Raw genomic sequence first — 21,932 nt, 5'->3', positions numbered from 1 at the left:
GCGTTTCTTGTTATTCCCTTAGTCCCTAAAGTCGGGCGACATCGTTGACAATGGCAATGGACATCAACAACAGAAGTAGCGCCGAGCCGATTCGGAAACCGATCTCCTGTACCCGCTCCGGCACCGGACGACCCGTTAAAAGTTCAATAAAGTAATAAAGTAAGTGGCCACCATCAAGCACAGGCAGAGGCAACAGGTTGATGATTCCAAGGTTCACACTGATCAGTGCCAGGAAGCCAAGGAAATAAACCAGCCCAAATCCCGCCGTTGCACCCGCTCCCTGAGCAATGGAGATGGGGCCGCTCAGACTCTTCACGGAGACATCACCGGTAAACAGTTTACCGATCATCTTGAAGGTCAGTGAGGTCAATTCCCAGGTTCGGGAGGCCGCTTTGCTCAGGGCTTCAATCACGCCGTACTTAAGGTCGATGCGATACGCTTCGGGCCAGGCATCCCGACCGGGGGCCACACCAATCTTGCCAACCAGCTGCCCATTCTCAAGCTGCCCCTTGGGCACCATGGTGTAGTTCAGACGCTCGCCTTCACGGGCCACTTCGATGGTCAGAGGCGTATCCGCGTGGGACTCAACCATGCCAACCAACTGTTCCCAGCCCTCGTAGGGCTGGCCACCCAGAGCAATCAGACGGTCACCCTGACGAACACCAGCGGCGTAAGCCGCGCCTTGTTCATCCACAAACGCCAGCGTGTCGGTGGCCTTAGGAGACCAGGGTACCAACCCCAGGCTGGTCAGAAGCGATTCGTTTTCGGGGTTGACCTGCCAGTTCTGGGTATCCAGAACCACGTCACGCTGGCCGCCGCCGGGCGCCTCAACGGTCAGGGGGATGCGTTGATTGCCGAGTTGGCCAAGCAGTGCCAGATTCACCGCTTCCCAATCCAGTACTGGCTGTCCCGCCACTGAGGTGATCAGGCTTTTTTCTTCAAGCTGAGCGCTGGCCGCAATAGAGCCTTCTGCCGGACGGTCCAGCACCGGCTTAACTGCCGGCACGCCAACCAGGAACATCAGGTAGAGCGCAAACAGGGCAAAGAGGAAGTTGGCCAGAGGGCCAGCAGCAACAATGGCGATACGCTGCCATACGGATTTGCGGTCAAACGCCTGGGATTCCAGTTCGGCAGGCAGATTGTCCACCCGCCCATCCAGCATTTTGACATAACCGCCCAGGGGAATAGCCGCCACCACATACTCGGTACCATCCGCACCGGTGCGACGCCAAATCGCCTTGCCAAAGCCGATGGAGAAGCGTTCCACCTTTACACCACAGCGTCTGGCTACCCAGAAGTGGCCAAACTCGTGAACGGTTACCAGGATCCCCAGCGCGACAATAAAAGCGCCCAGGTTCCACAAAAATGCCAGCATCAGTGTCCTCTACTCAGCCAGTCCCGCGCCAAAGCCCGGGCCTGGGTATCCAGTTGTGCCAAGCCTTCCAGCGTCCCCAAAGGCGCCAACTCAGCCTGCTCCAGACAGTACCCATTTACCCGGGCAATGTCACTAAAGCGGATCTGGCCATCAAGAAAGGCGGCAACCGCCACTTCATTGGCCGCGTTGAGCACGGTGGTCGCTTCCTGCCCATGATTACAGGCCTCAATGGCCAGCTTCAGGCAAGGGTAGCGGGAAAAATCCGGTTGCTCGAAGGTCAATTGTCCGACCCGGAAAAAGTCCAATGGTTCCACACCGGCCCGGATCCGATCAGGATAGGCCATGGAGTGGGCAATGGGCGTCCGCATATCCGGTTGCCCCATCTGGGCCAGTACCGAGCCATCTTTGTACTGCACCATGGAGTGGATAACGCTCTGGGGATGAATCACCACCTGGATCTGCTCAGCCGAAGCGTTGAACAGCCAGCGGGCCTCCACGTACTCCAACCCTTTATTCATCATGGTGGCGGAGTCGACAGAGATCTTACGGCCCATGCTCCAGTTGGGATGGGCGCAAGCTTCTGCAGGCGTGATGGCGTCGAACGTGGTGAGGTCACGGGTGCGGAACGGCCCGCCGGATCCGGTCAGCAGCAAATGAGAGATGCCGTTACCCGCCAGATCGCAGTGGCCGAGGCGGGTCTGAACGCTTTCAGGCAAGCTCTGGAAGATGGCGTTGTGCTCAGAGTCCACCGGGAGCAGTGTGGCACCGCTTTGGGCCACGGCGTCCATAAACAGGCGACCGGACACTACCAGGGCCTCCTTGTTGGCCAGCAGCACGCGTTTGCCCTGCTCAACCGCCTTCAGGGTTGAATGCAAACCTGCCGCCCCAACGATGGCTGCCATAACGGTATCCACCTCAGGCAGTCCCGCCACCTCGATCAGGGCCTCTTCCCCGGCCAGAACCTGAGTCGCTACCTTTCCGGCCAGCGCCTGCTCAAGACGTTTGGCGGCCTCAGGCTCCACCATCACGGCGTAAGCGGGTTCCAACTCCCGACATAAGGTTGCCATCGCTTCGGCGCTGCTGTGCGCGCACAGGGCGTAAGCTCGATACTTATCAGGATGACGACGGATCACATCCAGGGTGCTGGTTCCGATGGAACCGGTAGCCCCCATTACCGCCAGATTTTGCATGAAATCAGATCCCAAAATAGAGATAGAGCAGAGCGAACACCGGCATGGCGGCAGTCACGCTATCGATGCGATCCAGCACACCACCGTGCCCGGGCAACAGTCGACCACTGTCTTTGATATCAGCGGCACGTTTGAACATGCTTTCGGTAAGGTCACCCAGAGCAGACGCCAGACCGGTGATAAGCGCCAGAGTCAGCGCGGTGATGAGGTTCAGTTCCGGCACCAGGTAGGCGCCCAGTGCGCCCAGCAGGGCACAGACGGCCATGCCGCCAAACAGGCCTTCGCGGGTTTTTCCTGGGCTGACCCGGGGAATCAATTTGTTCTTTCCAATCGCCTTGCCAACAAAGTAAGCGCCGGTATCCGCCCCCCAGACCAGCAGCAATACTGCCAGCACCAGATAGGCGCCGCCCATGCCGTTCAGACCGGGCCAGCTTTTCAGGACGACCAGGGCCACAAAGCAAGGCAGCAGGGTCAATTGACCAAACAGAGATTTGAGCCAGGCAGAGCGATGCCACCAGCGGGCACTGCGCGGATAGGTCAACACCAGCGCCAGCGCAGCCAGCCACCAGAGTGCCCCGGCCAGGAGTACGCCATGGGCCAAGGGGTGGAGTTGATGGCCGCTCCAGAGCAGCTCATCGGGCACCAGCACCATCAGCGCCGCCAGCAACACGGCTACGGCCACGGCGTAGGCACCCTTAATCATTTGGTCACCGGGTCGGATCAGGGCACCCCACTCACGGGCCGCCAGAACGATAACGGCCGCCACCGCCAGCGCAAAAGCGGGCACAGGCAGCATGAAGATCCCGGCCAGGGCCAAAGGCAGCAGACACAGGGCGGTCAGGACACGTTGCTTAAGCAAAAAAACCTCTTTTTTTCTTTTTTAGTTATCGCCTGAGCGAAGTGTAGAGGGCGCAGGCACCCTTTACTCAACGGTTGCCACTTGGGCGCTGGTGAGACCGAAGCGCCGTTGACGGCTTGCAAAGGAGTCCAATGCCTCCTGCAGTGCGGTTTCACCAAAATCTGGCCAAAGGGCATCGGAGAAAAACAGTTCGCTGTAAGCGCACTGCCAGAGCAGAAAATTGCTGATCCGCTGCTCACCTCCGGTACGGATCAGCAGATCCACCTCGGGTTGGTCAGAGAGCGACGTAAAGCGGTCAAACAGCACTTCGTCGATGTCACTCGGCACAATCTCCCCCTGCACCGCGAGATCAGCCAGTTTGCGCGCGGCGTTCACCACGTCCCACCGACCACCGTAATTGGCTGCGATGTTCAGCACCATGCCCTGGCAGTGGGCTGTGTCCGCTTCCGCCTGGCGAATACGGACCTGGAGCTTTTGATCAAAACCACTGACGTCGCCAATGATTTTCAACCGGACGTCGTTGCGCTTCAGCAGCTTCGCTTCCCGACGCAGCACAACAGAAAACAGGCGCATCAGCAGCTTCACTTCCCCTTCCGGTCGACGCCAGTTTTCACTGGAGAAGGCGAACAGGGTCAAGGATTCCACCTGATGCTGACGGCAAAGGGCGACGACATCGCGCACCGACTTAACGCCGGCACGATGCCCCATGACTCTGGGCTGCCCCTGTGCTTCAGCCCAACGACCATTGCCATCCATGATGATGGCGATGTGTTTAGGCGTGGGAACGACGTTCGCCTGCTGGTCGGGTTGGGTCATTCAGTGGAACTTCCTGATAGGGTTAAAAACACAAACGCCGCGTAGTATACCCCTACACGGCGTTTTATCTCTAGGGAGGATAGAAGGGCTTAGACTTCCATCAACTCTTTTTCTTTGTCAGCCAGGATGGCGTCGATCTCTTTAACGTACTGATCGGTCAGCTTCTGGATGTCGTCTTCACCACGGCGAGCGTCATCTTCACTGATCTCTTTGTCCTTCTCCAGCGCCTTGATGTCGCTGTTGGCGTCACGACGGATGTTGCGAATGGCAACACGGCCGTGCTCGGCTTCAGCGCGAACCACTTTAACCAGGTCACGACGACGCTCTTCGGTCAGCGGCGGCAGCGGGATGCGGATCATGGTACCGGCAGAGTTCGGGTTCAGACCCAGATCAGAGGCCATGATTGCCTTCTCAACCGCTTGGATCATGCTCTTATCGAACACGGTCACAGCCAGGGTACGAGAATCTTCAGTGGTAACGTTACCCACCTGCTTCAGGGGGGTATCAACGCCGTAATAGGACACCATGATGCTGTCCAGCAGGCTGGGGTGGGCTCGACCGGTGCGCACCTTGCTCATTTGAGTTTGGGTGGCTTCCACACTCTTAACCATACGGTCTTTGGCGTCTTTCTTGATGTCGTTAATCACGTTGTACGTCCTATTTGAAGCAGATTAATCCAGATCGCAGATCACGGTGCCGATGCTGTCGCCCATTACTACGCTACGCAGAGCGCCAGGCTCGTTCATATTAAACACCATGATCGGCAAGTGGTGATCCCGGGCCAGAGTAAAGGCAGACAGGTCCATCACTTTTAATTCTTTTTCCAGAACTTCCTGGTAGCTGAGCTTATCATACTTTGTCGCATCGGGGTTTTTCACCGGGTCATCGGTATAAACGCCATCCACCTTGGTGCCCTTGAGGACCACATCGGCTTCAATCTCGATGCCACGCAGACAGGCTGCAGAATCGGTGGTGAAGAAGGGGTTGCCGGTCCCGGCACTGAAAATCACCACTCGGCCGGACTTGAGCAGGCTGATCGCCTCCGCCCAGCTGTAGTTGTCGCACACACCGTTGAGCGGAATGGCGGACATCAGACGAGCATTCACATAAGCACGGTGCAGGGCATCGCGCATGGCCAGACCGTTCATCACGGTGGCCAACATACCCATGTGATCGCCCACCACGCGGTTCATGCCGGCGCTCGCCAGACCTTCACCACGGAACAGGTTACCGCCCCCGATCACCAAGCCCACTTGCACGCCGAGCTCAACCAGCTCTTTGATCTCCTGGGCCATGCGGTCCAGTACCTTGGGATCGATGCCGAACCCTTCTTCGCCCATCAGGGCTTCACCACTGAGTTTCAGCAGAATACGACGGTATGCAGGTTTTGGATTGGTGCTCATTGACTGATTTCCTGATGCTAAAAGACCGCAGCGGCTGCTGCGGTCTGATCTTGGTTAAGAAGTGTGTCCTTAGGACTTGGCAGCGGCAACCTGAGCGGCTACTTCTGCAGCGAAATCCACTTCTTCTTTCTCGATGCCTTCACCCACTTCCAGGCGAACGAAGTTGATCACTTTGGCACCTTTCTGCTCCAGCAGTTTGCCAACGGTGATGGACGGATCCTTAACGAAAGCCTGACCGGTCAGAGAAACCTCACCGGTGAACTTGCGCATACGGCCTTCAACCATCTTCTCAGCGATCTCTTTCGGCTTGCCAGAGTTCATGGCCAGTTCAACCTGGATCTCACGCTCTTTGGCAACCACTTCTTCGGATACGTCTTCCGGAGTAACGAACTGCGGGCTGCAAGCCGCAACGTGCATAGCAACGTCTTTGGCCAGCTCTTCGTCGCCACCTTCCAGAACCGCTACAACACCGATCTTACGACCGTGGATGTAGGCACCCAGGTTAGAACCTTCAACGATTTCAACACGACGAACCGCCATGTTTTCACCGATCTTGGCAACCAGTTCTGCACGAACGGTGTCAACGTCGGAATCGTTCATCGGAGCAGCACGCAGCGCGTCGATGTCGGTGATCTTGCCAGCCAGAGCGATGTCAGCAACGCCGTTGGCCAGAGCCTGGAAAGACTTGTCCATGGCAACGAAGTCAGTTTCACAGTTGACTTCAACCATTGCAGCAACACCGTTCTCTTGCTTGATTACGATGGTACCTTCGGCGGCAACACGACCGGCTTTCTTAGCGGCTTTGGCCAGACCGGACTTACGCATGTTCTCGATGGCCAGCTCGATATCGCCGTTGGTTTCTACCAGGGCTTTCTTACAATCCATCATGCCAGCGCCGGTACGCTCGCGCAGCTCTTTTACCAGGGAAGCAGTAACTGCCATTGTCCTATTCCTCTCGAGAATCGTCGGATTTAAAAAACAGGGGCCATAGGGCCCCCGTTAAACCAATCATTCAGCTTGGTCTTTGGGAGATTGCAAGCAATCCGCCCTATTACTCGGCTTCAACGAAACCGTCTTGCTCAGCTTGAACAGCCAGATCCTGAGAACGGCCTTCTTTAACAGCTTGAGCAACAGCGCCGGTGTACAGCTGGATGGCGCGGATCGCGTCGTCGTTACCCGGTACGATGTAGTCAACGCCATCCGGGTTGGTGTTGGTATCAACGATAGCCACTACCGGGATGCCCAGGTTGTTGGCTTCTTTGATAGCAATGTGCTCGTGCTCAGCGTCGATCACGAACAGCGCGTCCGGCAGACCGCCCATGTCCTTGATACCACCCAGAGACTTCTCCAGCTTGGCCATTTCACGAGAACGCATCAGCGCTTCTTTCTTGGTCAGCTTTTCGAAGGTGCCGTCTTGAGACTGAGCTTCCAGGTCTTTCAGGCGCTTGATGGATTGACGTACGGTCTTCCAGTTGGTCAGCATGCCGCCCAGCCAGCGGTTGTCGACGTAGTACTGGTCACAGCTTTGAGCCGCTTCGCGAACAGCTTGGCCAGCAGCGCGCTTGGTACCTACGAACAGTACTTTACCGTTCTTGGAAGCAACGCCACCCAGGAAAGCCAGGGCTTCGTTCATCATCGGAACAGTGTGTTCCAGGTTGATGATGTGAACCTTGTTACGAGCACCGAAGATGAACGGCTTCATCTTGGGGTTCCAGTAACGGGTTTGGTGACCGAAGTGCACACCGGCCTTCAGCATGTCGCGCATGGATACAGTAGCCATGATATTCCTCAAAATTTAAGTTGGGGTTAAGCCTCCACGTACCCCATGTTCCGACCCTTTCGGGCACCCCGGAGCATGTGCCGGTACGTGTGTGGTTTATAAAGTCACTTTACAGATATAATGACGCCCATTGAGCCCGATCCGCAGTTGCCCATAGGGCCCCTCCCGTCACAGTCTCGCCAGAGTCGGCGCGCTTTATACCATAACGCGCCCTCAGGCTCAAATTTGACGGGTATTTTTTGCGGGCAGAAACCGACTAAAGAGTAGACTAATGAGCATTGTCATCAAGACCCCTGAAGAGATCGAAAAAATGCGCGTGGCTGGCCGTCTGGCCGCTCAGGTGCTGGAGATGATTGAACCCCACGTCAAAGCAGGGATCAGCACCGACGAACTGAACCAGATCTGCCATAACTTCATCGTGAACGAGCAGAAGGCAATTCCGGCACCGCTCAACTACCACGGTTTTCCCAAGTCCACCTGCATCTCCATCAACGAGGTGGTGTGCCACGGCATCCCCAGCCACAAGAAGCTCAAAGAGGGCGACATCGTCAACATCGACATCACGGTGATCAAAGACGGCTACCACGGCGACACCTCCCGCATGTTCATCGTTGGTAACACCGCCCCGCGCAACCGCAAACTCTGCGAAGTCACTCAAGAGTGTCTCTATGAGTCGATCAAGATCATCAAGCCCGGCGCCTGCATCAGTGATATCGGTGCCGTGATTCAGCCCATCGCTGAGCGCGCCGGTTTCTCAGTGGTCCGCGATTTCTGCGGTCACGGTATCGGTGCAACCTTCCACGAAGAGCCCCAAATCGTTCACTACCGCAACCGCGGCAAGCTGGAACTGAAGGCTGGCATGTGCTTCACCATCGAACCGATGATCAACGCCGGCGACTACCGCTGCAAAGTGAGCAAGAAGGACGGTTGGACTGCCACCACCAAAGATGGCCAGCCCTCCGCTCAGTACGAGCACACCCTGCTGGTGACTGAGAATGGCTGCGAAGTGTTGACCCTGCGCGCCGACGAAGAGGGGATCCTGCCCCGCGTCATCGAACACGCCTGAGCCAGCCATGACGGACAAGGACGCCATCACCCAGTGCCGGGACAGCTTGCGGGCACAGGCCGAGTCGGCCAGACAGAAGTTCATCGACGGCGAGGCGATCGGCGTCCTGCTGGCCGAACGGGCCTACGAGATGGATCAGAACCTGATCCAGCTCTGGCACCACTTCGAGCTGGACAGCGAGCCTGCGGCGCTTATCGCCGTAGGTGGCTATGGCCGGGGTGAGTTACACCCCCATTCCGACGTTGACCTGCTGGTTCTGACCGGCCCGGTGCCCTCCCCGGAGCTGGAGCAGAAGCTGACCACCCTGCTCCAGGCCCTGTGGGATGCCCGCCTTGAAGTCGGCCACTCGGTCCGCTCCGTCGCAGAAACCCTGAGTCAGGCCAGCGCCGACATCACCATCGCCACCAACCTGCTCGAATCCCGCTATCTGGTGGGGGATAACACCCTCTATGTCGAGCTGCAACAGGCGATCAGCGCCGACGACTTCTGGCCCAGCCCCCCCTTTTTTGAAGCCAAGCTGACCGAGCAGCAAGCCCGACACCAGCGCGCCACCGCTTTTGACCTGGAACCCAACCTCAAGTCCTGCCCCGGCGGCCTTCGGGATATTCAGACCATCAGCTGGGTGGCGATGCGCCACTTCAACGCCTCCTGCCTGGCGGAGCTGGTCAGCCACGGATTCCTTGAGCCTGAGGAGTTGGAGGAGCTCAACGCCTGCCGAGACCACCTCTGGCGCCTCCGCTTTGCGCTGCACTGCGTCGCAGGCCGCGCCGAGGACCGCCTGCTGTTCGACCATCAGCGTGCGGTTGCCAGCCTGATGGGATATCGGGACGAAACTCAGCTTGCGGTAGAGCAGATGATGAAGCGCTACTACCGCACCGTCCGGGCGGTCCGCGAACTGAACCAGATGCTACTGTGGCTGTTCCGCTCTACCTTCCGCACCCGGGCACTGCCTGATCCTGTCCCCCTTGAGGGGCCCTTCGTCCGTCGTGGCCGTCTGATTGAAGCCGCCCACGATCAGGTGTTTGAGGACCCGGCACAGATCCTGGCACTGTTTGTCCAGGCCGCCCGCCAGCGTGAGGTGGACACGGTTTCAACTGCTACTCTCAGGCTGCTTCGAAAAGCCCGTCGCAAACAGAAACAGCCGCTCTCAGAGCTGCCGGAGTGCCGGGCACAGTTTATGGCGATACTGCGCCATCCGGACGGCATTAAAGCGCTCTCGCTGATGCACCGTCACGGCATTCTGTCCACCTATCTCAAACCCTGGCAGCGCATCGTCGGACAGATGCAGTTCGACCTGTTCCACGCCTTTACCGTCGATGAGCATACCCACCGGTTGCTGCAGTTCATTGAGCGCTTTGCGGACCCGGAACACAAAGAGATCTTCCCACTGGGCAGTGTGTTGATCGATCAACTGCCGAAAAAAGGATTGCTGGTTCTGGCGGCCCTGTTCCATGACATTGGCAAAGGCCGTGGAGGGGACCACAGTGAGATTGGTGCCGAGGAAGCGCGCCAGTTCTGTCAGCAGCATGCCCTGAACGAGCACGATGGGCGCCTGGTGGCCTGGTTGGTGGAACATCACCTGTTGATGTCTGTGACGGCCCAGCGCCGGGACATTACTGACCCTGAGGTGATTGAGGCCTTTGCCGAGCAGGTGCAGGATGCGGACCGCCTCTCCTACCTCTACTGCCTGACCGTGGCAGACATCTGCGCCACCAACGACAAGCTCTGGAATAACTGGAAAGGTTCACTGCTGCGTGAGCTTTACCACGCCACCCGGGACCGCCTGAACGCCGGTATGGCGAAGCCCGTAGACAGCCGCGCCCGGATTCGTGAACACAAGGGCAAGGCCCGGAATCAATTGATTCGCCAGGGCTTCGATCCGGAGGCGATCGACGCGTTCTGGCAACGCCTCTCCGCCGACTACTTTTTGCGATACAGTCCAGCCCAGATCCTATGGCACTCGGAGATGTTGCTGGAGCAGGATCTGAGCGCCTACCAAGTGCACCTCTCCACTCATGTGACCCGAGGCGGCACTGAGCTTCTGGTATACGGCCCTGACCGACCGGGCCTGTTTGCCATGGTGATGGCTCAGTTGGACGCCAAGCGCGTCTCAGTGCATGACGCCCAGATCTTCACCACTCGGGACGGATACGCACTGGACAGTTTCGTAATCCTTGAGCATGATGGCCATCCGATCCAGGATCCTTCGCGGATCAATCGGCTCCGCCACAGTCTCATCACCGCACTGACCAAGGGGACCTTAAGCAACAGGTCACTTCGTCCGCTGTCTCGTAAACTGCGTTCATTCCGGGTGCCAACCCGGGTGCAGTTTCTTTCCAGTCAGCGTAAAAATTGCACCATGATGGAACTGGTGACCCTGGACCGACCGGGCCTGCTGGCCCAGATTGCTCAGGTGTTCGACCGCTGTGGACTCTCGATCCAGGCGGCAAAAATCACCACCGTTGGGGAGAAAGCGGAAGACTTCTTTATGCTCTGCACCCCAGATGGCCAGGCCTTAAGCCCGGCCGAACAGGATACCCTCAGTCGCGCCCTGGTCGGCGCGCTTGAGCAAGACCAACCCTAGGAGTACGGAATGACCGAACTGCAACAACGCATCGAAGCGGCCTTCGAAGACCGCGCCAACATCACCCCCGCTAACGCTGACGCTGCCCTGGTGGCAGACGTAAAATCCGTTCTGGCCATGCTGGACAGCGGTGAAGCCCGTGTTGCCGAGAAACAGGGCGACAAATGGGTGGTGAATGAGTGGCTGAAGAAGGCGGTGCTGTTGTCGTTCCGACTGTTCGACAACCAGGTGATGGACGGCGCTGAAACCCGTTACTTCGATAAAGTACCGATGAAGTTTGCTGGCTACGATGAAGCCCGTTTCCGCGCTGAAGGGATGCGTGTTGTGCCGCCGGCGACCGTTCGCCAGGGCGCCTTTATTGCCAAGAACACCGTGCTGATGCCCTCCTACGTCAATATCGGCGCCTATGTGGACGAAGGCACCATGGTCGACACCTGGGCCACCGTAGGCTCCTGTGCCCAGATCGGCAAGAATGTTCACCTCTCCGGTGGCGTTGGCATCGGTGGCGTACTTGAGCCGCTGCAAGCCAGCCCGACCATCATCGAAGACAACTGCTTTATCGGCGCGCGTTCCGAGGTGGTTGAAGGGGTGATCGTCGAGGAGGGTTCCGTGATCTCCATGGGCGTTTACATCGGCCAGAGCACCCGCATCTATGATCGCGAAACCGGCGAGATCCACTACGGTCGCGTTCCTGCGGGCTCCGTAGTGGTATCAGGCACCCTGCCCTCCAAGTGCGGTACCTGTGACCTGTACGCTGCCATCATCGTGAAGAAGGTGGATGCCAAGACCCGTGGCAAAGTGGGCATCAATGAGCTGCTGCGCAGCGCCGAATAACGCCATGACTGCGCCTTTCTGTCGTTAAAAGTGTAACGATGGGTAAGGAAGGTAAGCAAAGGTAAAAAAGGTGTCTGGAGGGGGCCATTTGTCTCCACAGACACCTTTTTTTTCATCTTCACACAAAGCGCTCCCAACTCGGCCTGAAACGATCCCAACAACCCCTGTACCGCAATATTGTTGTAACCAGCCATTTAGCGGATTCCGACTTTAGGTCAATACGTTACGCCATCAAACACGCCCTTTTCCGCCACAGCAAAACTCAGCAACACCCCGACATAGGAAAGAACCGCCTTTGGCTCCCATCTTTATTAGGCGTTAAACATACGCTACGCAGGAGCCAAACCATGAAAACACGCTACATGATTGCCGCTACCCTGACCGCAGGTTTACTGGCCTCCGGAGTCAGTCAGGCAGCCCCTTATACCGGATGGATGGAGCAGTCTTTGGTGGCCGTATGCAAGGCCAGCCTGACCAACCGCCCCGTAACCTTCAATCAGACCATGAAGACCTACCGCATCAATGGCTATAACGTGTTGCCCAATCTGATGTGCAACGGCGAGGATATTCACACATTTGCATTGAGCCGCGGCAATGATCGTACCGCTGCTCGCATTGAGCGCTTCATCCCGGGTACCGTTACCATTCAGGATCTGTCCATGAATCAACCGGTCCATGTCTGGTTTGAGGAGTAAAGATTACGATTGAGCAAGGGCACCTTGTAGCGCCGCTTTCAATCCTTCTGCCCGGGGTCCGACCACAACCTGGACCCCGTGGCCATGTCGAATGACGCCCTTCGCTCCCAGACGGCGAAGCGCGTCCTCATCCACCTTTTCAGGCTCAAAAACCGATAGCCGCAGTCGGGTCAGACAAGCATCCAGATCTTTGAGATTCTCCGCCCCTCCCAGCGCTTTGAGTATCGCCTGGGCCGACGCTTCGGTAACGCGGCGCACTCTTTGACGGTGGCGTCCCGGTGTGGGCAGGTCAAAGCGGCGAATTACCATCGTGAAGACCAAGTAGTACAGCACCGCAAACAGCGGCCCGAGCCAAACCATCTGCTCCAGGTTGTCAGCGAGGTGGAAGTAGAGACTGAAATCCACCAGCCCCTGAGAAAACACGATGCCGTGGTGAATGGCCAGTTGCACCGCGACCACGTAAGCCAGGCCGGTCAACAGAGCGTGGATAAAAAACAGTGGGGGGGAGATAAACAGAAAGGCGAACTCAATCGGTTCGGTTACGCCGGTCAGCATGCAGGTGACTGCCGCCGACAACATAATACCCCCGGTCTGGGCTCGCTGGGCCGGCTCAGCACAGCGCCATATCGCCAGCGCCGCCGCTGGCAAACCAAACATCTTGATCAGGTACCCCCCTGCCAGGTGGCCTGCGTTGGGATCCCCCGCCAGAAAACGCCCCACCTCACCCTGAACCAGGTAGCCTCCGGGCGTGGTGTAGCTGCCCAGCTCGTAGAAAAAGGTCAGATTCCAGATATGATGCAGACCCAGCGGGATCAGCAGACGCTCTACTGCACCGTAGAGCCCCCAGGCCAAGGTGGGCTGCTGATAGATGGCCCACTCAGAAAAACGCTCCAGGCTCATGGCCAGAAGGGGCCATAACGAGGCGAGAACCACCGCCAGTACCATGCCCGCCAGGACATTCACCAGCGGCACCAGTCGGCGCCCAGCAAAGAAGGCCAGAAACTCCGGCAACTTCGTCTGATAGAAACGCCGATACACCAGGCTGGTCACCAATCCCATCAGGACGCCACCCAGCACTCCGGTATCCAGGGTATCGAACCCCAGTACCTGGCGGGTCGGCCACTCGAAATGCATCGCCAGTACGGCCATGGAAGCCAGCATCGACGCGTAACCGGTCGTCGCGGCCAGCGCCGCGGTGCCATCCTGGTGACAGAAGGTCAGCGCCACGGCGATGGCAAACATCAGTGGCAGCAATGAGAATACGGCAGCGCCGCTGTAGAGCAGCAGATCGCCGAGCAGGTCAGGGATAAAGGGGATGGGACTGGTGCCTAGGCCAACCAACAGCCCGGCCACAGGCAATACGGCCACCGGCATCATCAGCGCCTTGCCAATCCGTTGCAGGCGATGGAACCAGCCGGTCGTCATAGCTTTACTCGGCGTTGACAGGCTGCCGCTCAAGCTGAGCCAGCCACTGCGGCAGCCACTTAAGCGCCTCCTCCTCGGGAGCAAAGGTCTCGCAAGCGTCAATCTGCAACCGCTCACCAATCCGCCGGGCACCCAGTTCCGTCAGCAACTCATCAAACTGACGTCCGGCACCACAGAAGGTCTCACCGTAGCTGCTGTCCCCCAGGGCGATCACGCCATAACGGAGGCCGGGCAACATCGGGAAGCGGTCTTTAAGGGCGTAGAACAGCGGCGCCAGATTGTCTGGAAGGTCACCGCTGCCCGTGGTCGAAGTGATCACCATCAGAACATCGCTGGCAACGGCCACGATTGACTCGGGGTCATCACTCTCTATCCACTGGACGGAGTGCCCCTGCTGGGTCAATTTAGCTTCCAGCTGTTCGGCGACATGCTCAGCCGCACCGTACACGCTGCCCACCGCCAGATAAAATGCTGCCATTGAGTGACCCACTTGAAACCGAGAGGTTTCCAACTTACTGTAAGGGGCACTCCGGCGCAACTGGTCTCAGGGAAGGCCCAACATGCAACAACGCAGTCTCCGACGGCGTCAAACGCACCGTAAAGTAACCCACCGAAGGCAGATCCGCCGCACCCTATTCTTTATGGCGGAGCACAAGTCGCTGCCATTACTCTGGAACGGCAAACCCAAGCCTAAGACCGGATGAGATAATCCTGTTGATCCGTTGACCAGCCGAAGGCGTCAAACAGCGTCAACCACTCCGATTCCAGTGGCGCCTCCACCCAAACTGCCTCGCCACTTACTGGATGAGTGAAGCCCAGCCCCTTGGCGATCAGCCAGAGTCTCTGCATACCAAAGTGATCCCGGAAAAACTGGTTATGACGACCATCCCCGTGGGTGGTGTCGCCAACAATGGGGTGACGGAGATGCGCCATATGCCGACGCAGTTGGTGTTTCCTACCCGTTTGAGGCTCCAGTGACATCAGGGAGTAGCGGGTCGTGCTGTAGCGTCCAACCGGATGAGGCAGTTCCACCTTGGCCAGTGGGCGGTAACGGGTGATGGCGTCCTGAGGCGCCTTATCCTTGTTCGCCATTTTGTCGGCGATCTCATCCAACTCCACTTTCAACGGGTAATCCAGCTCGCCCGCTTCATGGATGTAGCCCCGCACCAGGGCCAGATAATGTTTGTCGATGCGGTGCGCTGCCATCTGTTCAGACAGGGCCCGCGCCGTTTCCGCGCTCTTGGTAAAGAGCAGCACCCCTGAGGTAGGGCGGTCCAGCCGGTGTACCGGAAAAACGTGGCAGCCCACCGCATCCCGGGTCATCTGCATGGCAAACTGAGTCTCATGCCGATCCAGCCAGCTGCGGTGCACCAGCAGGCCGGAGGCCTTATGCACCGCCACCAGATACTCATCCTCATATAGGATCTCAATCATGCCTGACCTCCGGTCAACTGGGCATCCAGCTTCCGCAGCAGCGCGGTTACCGACTCAAACTGGGGCTGGCCACCCCACGCCTCCTCCGCCATTGGGGCAATGGCAGCATTGTTGGGCAGAGGCAGCTTGCCTTCAATCAATGCCCGCAGGCGAGACAGCAACACCCACTGAACCCACTGCTCAAACGCCAGAGTGTCACAACAGAAAGGCTGAACGCTGGCCAGCGCTTCCGGAGTGGGCGGTGTGGTTTGCCAGAGTTGGGCCATTTTCATCGCCTCCTCAATGGCATCTAAAGTGGCACTCACCGAGGCCGAATGTGGCATGGATCTCTCCTGTGGGCTAGCTGGGCGCGGAATCATACCATCTGCTCCGCCCTCCCCCTATAATGGCCGCAAAAATCCGGACTGAGCCGTTATGGAAGCGATCACCACCCTGAGCGAATTTCTGACCAAGGCCGATACCCAGTTTCAGGTCTACGACCTGGGTCGCCGGGTACGCCCGCTGGATCCCATTCTGTTTGCCCAACTTGAGGCTGGCACCCTGCCCTATCCCACCCCTCGTGCGGGATTTGCCTGGCTGGGGATCCTATTCTGGAACGCCAAAGCCTCAAACCAGCACTACGTCTGGTTTCTGAAACTCCCCCTGGATGAGCGGGGCCTGCTGAACCCCGCTGCCCGCAACCAATTTCTGCAGATGGTGATGGAAGCGCTGGGTCAGGATCCTGCTGCTGCACTGAGCGAAGAGCAGGAGGAGCGCTTGGCCAACAACCCCTTCACCTTCACACCGGGGCAGGAGAAGATGGCCCTGTTCAACGCCCTGGTTCGCAAACACCTGGCACAGCCTGCTTCCGTCTACTTTGAGCCGGTACAGCAATACGTCAGTGGCCAGCATCCCTGGGAGGCATGGCACCAGTTGGGACTTCAGGGATTTGCCGATCTGGTCAGCCGTCCCAACAGCGCTGATGACGAATCACTGGCGAAAGCCATTGCGGCGATGCCGTTCGAGCCATTGAGCGCCCTCGGTTCGGTGATGGAGCACGGCCCCATCAGCAACCTGGTGGGTGAAGCCTGGTATCGGCGCTGGTGCATTAGCCAGGAGCCCCATGAGCGTCAACTGTGCCTGCGTGCCCTCGCCGGTTCAGTTGAAGCCCGGGATCACGCCGTAGATCAGCTGCTGAGCCAGCCAAATCTGGATCAGGAAACCCTCATCGTCCTGGCTGCGCGCCTCTGGGAAGCACTGGACCAGCATCAAATGCCCCGATATCTTGAGCATTTGGCCCAGTATCCCGGGCCCCTGTTTAACCAGATATACAGTGATCTCGTGGCCATTCCGGGCCAGCGAGCATGGGTGTTGATGTCGCTGCGCTCTCCTGAGCGTTCAGAGGCACTGAATCTTGCGGTAGCCCGACTGGTGGAGAGCGTAAAAGGAGCGCGCCGTGATTGACCTTTATGACCTGATCGCCCTGATGATTCTGGCGGGCATTGGCGCCTTCTTCTGGCAGCTCCGCCGTATCTCAGAAGTGGCCCAGTTCCACGCTCAGCGGGCCTGCCAGCAACGTCGCCTACAGCTTTTGAATGTGGCCCGAAGCCGCGCCCGTCTGGGTCGTGTTCCCGGCAGTGGCATTGGCTGGCATTGCGAGTACCTGTGTGAATTCAGTACCGATGGCATGAACCAACTTACCGCACGGCTGGAGATGCAGGGGCAGCGGCTGAAGGCGATCCATATGCCCTTCTATCCCGAACCCGAGTGGCAGCAAGCCCCTACCGCAAAGGGGCGTATCGGTATGGGCAGTTGTGGTGGCGGTGCCAGCAGTTGCGGCCCCAAAAGCAACTGCGGAAGTGGCTGCCGGTAGCGTGCACAAAAAAGAACCGCAACAGAGATTCTGTTGCGGTTCGGGTACTGCCTTTACGCTGCCATCCGTTGCAGATTGTCTTCCCTAGTCATCCTTGCGTATTTTGCCGTCCTGGCGTCTTCCTTGGGCTGATCCATCAGCTTCCCTGTACCGAAGTACTGGCGTCCTTACCACGACCCCATCCTGTGGTCGATCACTCTCCATCCTGGAGATGTCCTATATCGTCCCTGAAAACAGTTTGACCCGGCCACATCCTGTTGCTTCGAGTCTCAACTCAGTCGTATCGCGCTTCCTGCACTCACTCCCGAGCCGATGAATTCGGTTTCGATACGTGACTAATTGTAGGACAGGTCTCGGCTCTCACAAGTGCGGCTTACCTATCAAAATCAACCACATCCGCTTGCACCCAGAGAAAGCAAAAGGATAAGAATATGATTTTATTGAATTAATTTTAAATAATGTTGATGCGACGGACATCATGAACTGACGTCATCTCACAGCATTGTGAGAGATGACTTACACGAGAGGGAGACAGAGCGGATTGGGCAGTAAGGCCCCTTTTAACCCGTACATCCGGGCGGTGTGACAAGAGCGAAAACCGTTAAGGCCGCCCCAAATAGAACGGGGCGCAACCTAAGTTGCGCCCCTTGTTTTTGCGTTAAGCTGTCCGGCTTAAATTGGTGCCACTCCCTGGCCCATCCCTGCGTACTGATTGCCGTTCCTGGCGTCTTCCTTGGCCTCTTCCCTGGGCTTCCTTGTGACCGAAGTCACTTATCTCCCTATTACGACAACGTCCTGTTGCCGATCGCTCTCCATCCTGGAGGTGTCCTACTGTCTTCCCTGGCAACTGTCGTCCTAACAATTGAATGAGGTCTACCGATCCGACTCCCTGTCAGAAAGGGGCCACCATTCCCCACTTTCACCTGCTCGGTTCCGACTCCCTGTCAGTACCTGAGGATTAAGCTGGGCGCCGTTCCTTTGACACAGTGCCATTGTATCCCGAGGCCGGTTCAGAGCAAGACATAGGGGAAGAAGCACACAAAACAGGAAAAAGTCTGACATCGGTCACATTGCCACAAGCCCATGTTTATAAAGAGATTTAACATTATCGTTGCAGTTCGGCCCTACCTTATCCGACATGGATATCTCACACCCGTGTAAGAGATATCTCACAAAGAAGTAAGACCTTGTCTCACCCCAGCCGACATTCACGCCTCAGCGCAGCGCTTGAAAAACAGCTGGCCCGCCGCACCACTCGAGTTAATTTCACCAATGGATTCAAAGTTCTGAGAGGAGAACAAGGCAACGTGTTCTGGCTGGTAAACATAAGCGGCCAGGTTGACCTGTGTACGCTCTGCCAATGCCACAATCGCTTGCAGCAACTGATGGCCATAGCCCTTACCCTGGTAGTGCGGTGCAATGGCAATAAACTGCAGTAGGGTATAGGGCTGGTCAGGCGTGAGATCCTGTAACGCTTCCTCTCTGGCCATCCATTGACGGGCGGGGCCCCAACCCGCGCCCAGGGCCATTTTCAGTCGCCAGTTCCAGTAACGATTGTGACCTTTAGGACAGGTGGCCTCCAGCAGGGCAGCGATACCTATCAAGGTATCATCGACAAACAGACCTATCATCTGTTGCCCCTCCTGCCAGAGGATCTGCAACTCCTCACGGATAGCTGCCCGCAAGCGCTGATCATAATCGCTGGCTGGCAGTATCGACTGAAAGAACGGATCCTCGCGGTACGCGTTTAACAGCAGCGATGCGGCAACCCGCAAATCTTCGGTCTTTAACTCCGCCACATGGGGCTGATGGGGCATCTCGTTGGCCAATTCCATGGCTGGGCTCCTATCCTTGCAAGCTTGACCTGTTCAAACATCGAACAAACACTAGTCAAAAAGCAAGCGTGGAGCGAATCGATGGACACTACCCCTCATGATCTGGGGCATCTGTTCAAGCAGTTGGGGTTGGATCCCCGGCCGGACGCCGTTGATGCCTTTATTCGACGTCACCACCTCGGGCGGCATGAGCGTCTGGAGGAAGCGCCTTTCTGGAGCGAGAGTCAGAAGGCGTTTTTAAGAGAGGAGCGAGCCCAGGATGCCGAATGGAGCGAAACCATCGACATCCTGGACACCTTGCTGCGCAGCTGAGTTTACAGGCGCACAGCGTTCTGGAAGGCGGTATCACCCCAGCCGGTAACCTGACCATCGGTCAGCACGATAGGGGTGCACTCCTCTTTGGTGGTTTTCCCGTCGCTGCGCGTTCTGTGGGTGCGGTAGAACAGCACCTGGATCTGCTTATCGTCCTGTTGGTACAACTCGTTGAACTCCGCCGTCCCCATGATGCCTCGTACTTCATTAAGGCTCATGCCCAGCGCGACCTGCTCCAGCTTGCGACGATTTTGATCCTGAACCTGCTCCCAGTCAGCGCTGGAACCGCTATCCCAGTCTCCCTTATCACCAACAGCAATTACGCAACCAGACAAAGGCCCGGCCAAAGTCACTGCCAAAATTGCCGCCAGCGTCACCTTCTTGTTCATATCGACATCCTTATTCTGTTGGGTTAACAACACTCTCTAAGCAGAGCACGTGCCAACTGAAAATTCCCATAAAATACAACAACCTAATTTTAAACATTGGCGACCAGGTTGGTAATAAGGCAAACTTTTAGCGAAACAGACCAACTCAGAGCGCCCATGGACGACAACATTCGACGAGCTTTGACCCGCCTTAGCGAGTCAGGACGCACTCCGACCCTGGCCCAGTTGAAAGCCAGGCTCGGTGCCAAAAGCTACCCCATGCCGGTATTGATTCAGGCACTGCAGCAGTGGAAGGTGGCACCTCAACCCCTATCAGAACCGGCACCCGAAGCGCCGGTCATGACGTCGGAGCCCACACCGGCACAACTGCAACAGCAGATTGATATGCTGCGCCTGGAAGTGGCGCAGCTGAAAGCGGAACTGGAGAACCTTAAGCCGCGTTAAGCGCCGACCCCTGCCGTTTTAGCCAGCGCCCGAAGATCACCAGGCCCAGGGTGCTGGCAAGCCCTACCCCGCCCATCACATACCAGACGGTGCCAACCGCGTTACTCTGGTAGAGCATCTCCCGCATCACCGCCTCCGACTGACCACTGAGTGTCACCAAGCTAGAGAACGCCTCACCAGCCGGGATATCCGCCAGGGCTGTGGCACTCAAGCCATACTGCTCCGACAGGGTTTCCCGAGCCAAGGTCTCGCGGGAACCGGTAGCGTCATAAAGACGTGGGCCCACCAGCGTTTCCAGAACCCAACCGATACCGTAGGGCAGCTCTTTAAAGCCCAGGTACATCGCTTTCTTATCCGGGGGAGCGATGTTACCGATGAACTTACTGCTGGTTGGGCTGGCCAGCATCTCGCCAGAGCTGAAGATCACCACCGCCAGCACCACCAGCCACGCCATGTGGGACGCGCCCAGCAGCAACAGGCCCAACGCACACAGCCCGGTGCCGGCGATCAATGAGGGCACCGTACCCAATCGCCCCGCCAGGCCAGCGTAGAGGAAACAGACCAGCATAATCAGCCCAAAGTTGACGTTCATGATCCCCTCGGGCAGCACCATGGTGCCCTCCGGGTTCATCGCCAACAATCCCCGCCAGATAGCGCTTGGGCTGCTGTCGCCAAACAGGGTGGTGACGATGGCACTGGTGTCCACCCAGTCTCTGACGTAAACCGGAAGCACATCAAACAGCGCCATAAACATGAACCAGAAGCCGGAAAACACCATGACGTACCGTATCAGGTAGGGCTGGCGGATCTCGCGCCAGGCGTCCCGCCACAGGCTTCCCTGCAGTCGGGGCTGGCGCAGCCGTTGCTCGCGGCCCGGCTCTTTGTAGGTCAGAAGCAGCAGGAAGTTCAGCAGAATGATGGCGGCGCAGCAGTAGAACAGCTTATCCCAGGAGAGCAATCGGAGTTGTGCCGCCAGCAGCGGACCAATCCACCCTCCGATGTTCACCATCTGGTAGAACACCCCCCACGCCATGGCGGAGTTGTCCGGCCGACTGCACTTTACCAACGTCCCCTGAATCCCCGGTTTAAAGATACCGGTACCAAAGGCCAGCAGTGCCGCCCCGCCCAGAAAGCCCCAGAAGGAGGGAAACCAGGCCATCACCAGGTAAGCGGCCGCCTTCAGGACCGTCGCCAGGGCGATGGTCTCCTTGTAGCCCAGACGGTCTGCCAGGCCTCCGAAGAACACCGGCACAAAGGATTGGAACAGTGCCCAGGCCAGCAGCACGTGGCCAAATTGGGTCATGGTCAGGCCCAGGCCGCCGTCAGAGCGGGCATCCGTGGCATAGATAGGCGCAGTGGTTTTCACCCCGTAGTAAGCCAGTCGCTCGACCAGCTCCATGCCGCCCACGACCCAAAAGACATACCCCAGGCTGGCCAGCGCCGCCCAAATCCCCAATCGACGCCCGTGATCCAGCGCCGGGTTTTGCGTATCCATCCGTGAAACCCTTTTCCTTTTTATACTTTATACAAAACATACCGAGCTGAGTTGAAATGGCAAGGGGGCAAGGCCACCTCCCCCATATTTGATGCGGTCGTTGGCGTATCCGGAGGGCACCGCTATACTGGCGCCCCCACAGAG

The 21,932-nt window shown here is 57.8% G+C and carries 23 protein-coding genes; 8 read left to right on the top strand and 15 right to left on the bottom strand.

The window, feature by feature from the left end; translation table 11 throughout:
• Positions 1–25: 25 nt before the first annotated feature.
• The 8 genes from rseP to rpsB form a co-directional block, all read right to left on the bottom strand.
• On the bottom strand, positions 26–1,375 hold the full coding sequence (gene rseP, locus KUV52_RS08425; RefSeq protein ID WP_222525498.1) for a sigma E protease regulator RseP: 1,350 nt from the start codon (positions 1,373–1,375) through the stop codon (positions 26–28).
• Complete coding sequence (gene ispC / locus KUV52_RS08420) at positions 1,375–2,565, bottom strand: 1-deoxy-D-xylulose-5-phosphate reductoisomerase (RefSeq protein ID WP_222525497.1); 1,191 nt, start codon at positions 2,563–2,565, stop codon at positions 1,375–1,377. Before ispC ends, rseP begins: the two co-directional genes overlap by 1 nt.
• A gap of 4 nt (positions 2,566–2,569) precedes the next feature.
• Positions 2,570–3,424 carry a phosphatidate cytidylyltransferase gene (locus tag KUV52_RS08415; protein WP_222525496.1) on the bottom strand — a complete coding sequence of 285 codons (855 nt, stop codon included), beginning with the start codon at positions 3,422–3,424 and terminating at the stop codon, positions 2,570–2,572.
• Between the two features lie 63 nt (positions 3,425–3,487).
• Entirely contained in the window at positions 3,488–4,240 is a 753-nt protein-coding gene (gene uppS / locus KUV52_RS08410) for a polyprenyl diphosphate synthase (RefSeq protein WP_222525495.1), read from the bottom strand.
• Between the two features lie 89 nt (positions 4,241–4,329).
• Positions 4,330–4,887 (bottom strand): ribosome recycling factor, encoded by a 558-nt coding sequence (gene frr, locus KUV52_RS08405; protein ID WP_222525494.1) that lies wholly within the window; start codon positions 4,885–4,887, stop codon positions 4,330–4,332.
• A gap of 24 nt (positions 4,888–4,911) precedes the next feature.
• Complete coding sequence (gene pyrH, locus KUV52_RS08400; RefSeq protein ID WP_222525493.1) at positions 4,912–5,643, bottom strand: UMP kinase; 732 nt, start codon at positions 5,641–5,643, stop codon at positions 4,912–4,914.
• 69 nt (positions 5,644–5,712) lie between these two features.
• Positions 5,713–6,585 carry a translation elongation factor Ts gene (tsf, locus tag KUV52_RS08395; RefSeq protein WP_222525492.1) on the bottom strand — a complete coding sequence of 291 codons (873 nt, stop codon included), beginning with the start codon at positions 6,583–6,585 and terminating at the stop codon, positions 5,713–5,715.
• A 109-nt stretch (positions 6,586–6,694) separates the two neighbouring features.
• Positions 6,695–7,423 carry a 30S ribosomal protein S2 gene (gene rpsB, locus KUV52_RS08390; protein WP_222206492.1) on the bottom strand — a complete coding sequence of 243 codons (729 nt, stop codon included), beginning with the start codon at positions 7,421–7,423 and terminating at the stop codon, positions 6,695–6,697.
• Between the two features lie 271 nt (positions 7,424–7,694).
• Here rpsB and map point away from each other — a divergent pair, with 271 nt between their 5' ends.
• The 4 genes from map (at position 7,695) to KUV52_RS08370 (ending at position 12,602) form a co-directional block, all read left to right on the top strand.
• Positions 7,695–8,489, top strand: coding sequence for a type I methionyl aminopeptidase (gene map, locus KUV52_RS08385; protein ID WP_222525491.1), 795 nt, complete (start codon positions 7,695–7,697; stop codon positions 8,487–8,489).
• A gap of 7 nt (positions 8,490–8,496) precedes the next feature.
• Complete coding sequence (glnD, locus tag KUV52_RS08380) at positions 8,497–11,073, top strand: [protein-PII] uridylyltransferase (protein ID WP_222525490.1); 2,577 nt, start codon at positions 8,497–8,499, stop codon at positions 11,071–11,073.
• Positions 11,074–11,082: 9 nt separating this feature from the next.
• Complete coding sequence (gene dapD, locus KUV52_RS08375) at positions 11,083–11,907, top strand: 2,3,4,5-tetrahydropyridine-2,6-dicarboxylate N-succinyltransferase (RefSeq protein ID WP_222525489.1); 825 nt, start codon at positions 11,083–11,085, stop codon at positions 11,905–11,907.
• A gap of 347 nt (positions 11,908–12,254) precedes the next feature.
• Positions 12,255–12,602, top strand: a complete 348-nt coding sequence (locus KUV52_RS08370) for a DUF3718 domain-containing protein (protein ID WP_222525488.1) — start codon at positions 12,255–12,257, stop codon at positions 12,600–12,602.
• A 3-nt stretch (positions 12,603–12,605) separates the two neighbouring features.
• On the opposite strand, the gene KUV52_RS08365 is transcribed toward KUV52_RS08370, so the two are convergent.
• The 4 genes from KUV52_RS08365 to KUV52_RS08350 all read right to left on the bottom strand — a co-directional run bounded on the left by KUV52_RS08365 (position 12,606) and on the right by KUV52_RS08350 (position 15,784).
• Positions 12,606–14,027: a PTS transporter subunit EIIC gene (locus KUV52_RS08365; protein WP_222525487.1), complete on the bottom strand. Its 1,422-nt coding sequence runs from the start codon at positions 14,025–14,027 to the stop codon at positions 12,606–12,608.
• A 4-nt stretch (positions 14,028–14,031) separates the two neighbouring features.
• A complete protein-coding gene (locus KUV52_RS08360) occupies positions 14,032–14,505 on the bottom strand; it encodes a flavodoxin (protein WP_222525486.1) in 474 nt (157 codons plus the stop codon).
• A gap of 212 nt (positions 14,506–14,717) precedes the next feature.
• The gene (gene truC, locus KUV52_RS08355; protein ID WP_222525485.1) at positions 14,718–15,461 is read right to left on the bottom strand and encodes a tRNA pseudouridine(65) synthase TruC; all 744 of its coding nucleotides are present in this window, start codon (positions 15,459–15,461) and stop codon (positions 14,718–14,720) included.
• A complete protein-coding gene (locus KUV52_RS08350) occupies positions 15,458–15,784 on the bottom strand; it encodes a YqcC family protein (RefSeq protein ID WP_222525484.1) in 327 nt (108 codons plus the stop codon). The genes truC and KUV52_RS08350 overlap by 4 nt, the downstream gene beginning before the upstream one ends.
• 91 nt (positions 15,785–15,875) lie before the next feature.
• On the opposite strand from KUV52_RS08350, the gene KUV52_RS08345 reads away from it, so the two are divergent.
• On the top strand, positions 15,876–16,904 hold the full coding sequence (locus KUV52_RS08345; protein WP_222525483.1) for a DUF3549 family protein: 1,029 nt from the start codon (positions 15,876–15,878) through the stop codon (positions 16,902–16,904).
• The gene (locus KUV52_RS08340) at positions 16,897–17,313 is read left to right on the top strand and encodes a DUF3301 domain-containing protein (protein WP_222525482.1); all 417 of its coding nucleotides are present in this window, start codon (positions 16,897–16,899) and stop codon (positions 17,311–17,313) included. Before KUV52_RS08345 ends, KUV52_RS08340 begins: the two co-directional genes overlap by 8 nt.
• A gap of 1,208 nt (positions 17,314–18,521) precedes the next feature.
• Here KUV52_RS08340 and KUV52_RS08335 read toward each other — a convergent pair.
• Positions 18,522–19,148 (bottom strand): GNAT family N-acetyltransferase, encoded by a 627-nt coding sequence (locus KUV52_RS08335; RefSeq protein ID WP_222525481.1) that lies wholly within the window; start codon positions 19,146–19,148, stop codon positions 18,522–18,524.
• 81 nt (positions 19,149–19,229) lie between these two features.
• Between KUV52_RS08335 and KUV52_RS08330 the strand changes: the two genes are divergently transcribed.
• Positions 19,230–19,460: a DUF2789 domain-containing protein gene (locus KUV52_RS08330; RefSeq protein ID WP_222525480.1), complete on the top strand. Its 231-nt coding sequence runs from the start codon at positions 19,230–19,232 to the stop codon at positions 19,458–19,460.
• A 2-nt stretch (positions 19,461–19,462) separates the two neighbouring features.
• On the opposite strand, the gene KUV52_RS08325 is transcribed toward KUV52_RS08330, so the two are convergent.
• Positions 19,463–19,849: a DUF3192 domain-containing protein gene (locus tag KUV52_RS08325; RefSeq protein WP_222525479.1), complete on the bottom strand. Its 387-nt coding sequence runs from the start codon at positions 19,847–19,849 to the stop codon at positions 19,463–19,465.
• A gap of 156 nt (positions 19,850–20,005) precedes the next feature.
• Here KUV52_RS08325 and KUV52_RS08320 point away from each other — a divergent pair, with 156 nt between their 5' ends.
• The gene (locus KUV52_RS08320) at positions 20,006–20,293 is read left to right on the top strand and encodes a hypothetical protein (protein ID WP_222525478.1); all 288 of its coding nucleotides are present in this window, start codon (positions 20,006–20,008) and stop codon (positions 20,291–20,293) included.
• Here KUV52_RS08320 and KUV52_RS08315 read toward each other — a convergent pair.
• The gene (locus KUV52_RS08315; protein ID WP_222525477.1) at positions 20,280–21,788 is read right to left on the bottom strand and encodes an MFS transporter; all 1,509 of its coding nucleotides are present in this window, start codon (positions 21,786–21,788) and stop codon (positions 20,280–20,282) included. The two genes, KUV52_RS08320 and KUV52_RS08315, sit on opposite strands and share 14 nt — an antisense overlap.
• Positions 21,789–21,932 lie beyond the last annotated feature (144 nt).

It is taken from the genome of Ferrimonas balearica (assembly GCF_019802055.1).
Taxonomy (GTDB): Bacteria; Pseudomonadota; Gammaproteobacteria; order Enterobacterales; family Shewanellaceae; genus Ferrimonas; species Ferrimonas balearica_A.
This window is presented reverse-complemented; position numbering and strand designations above follow the sequence as displayed.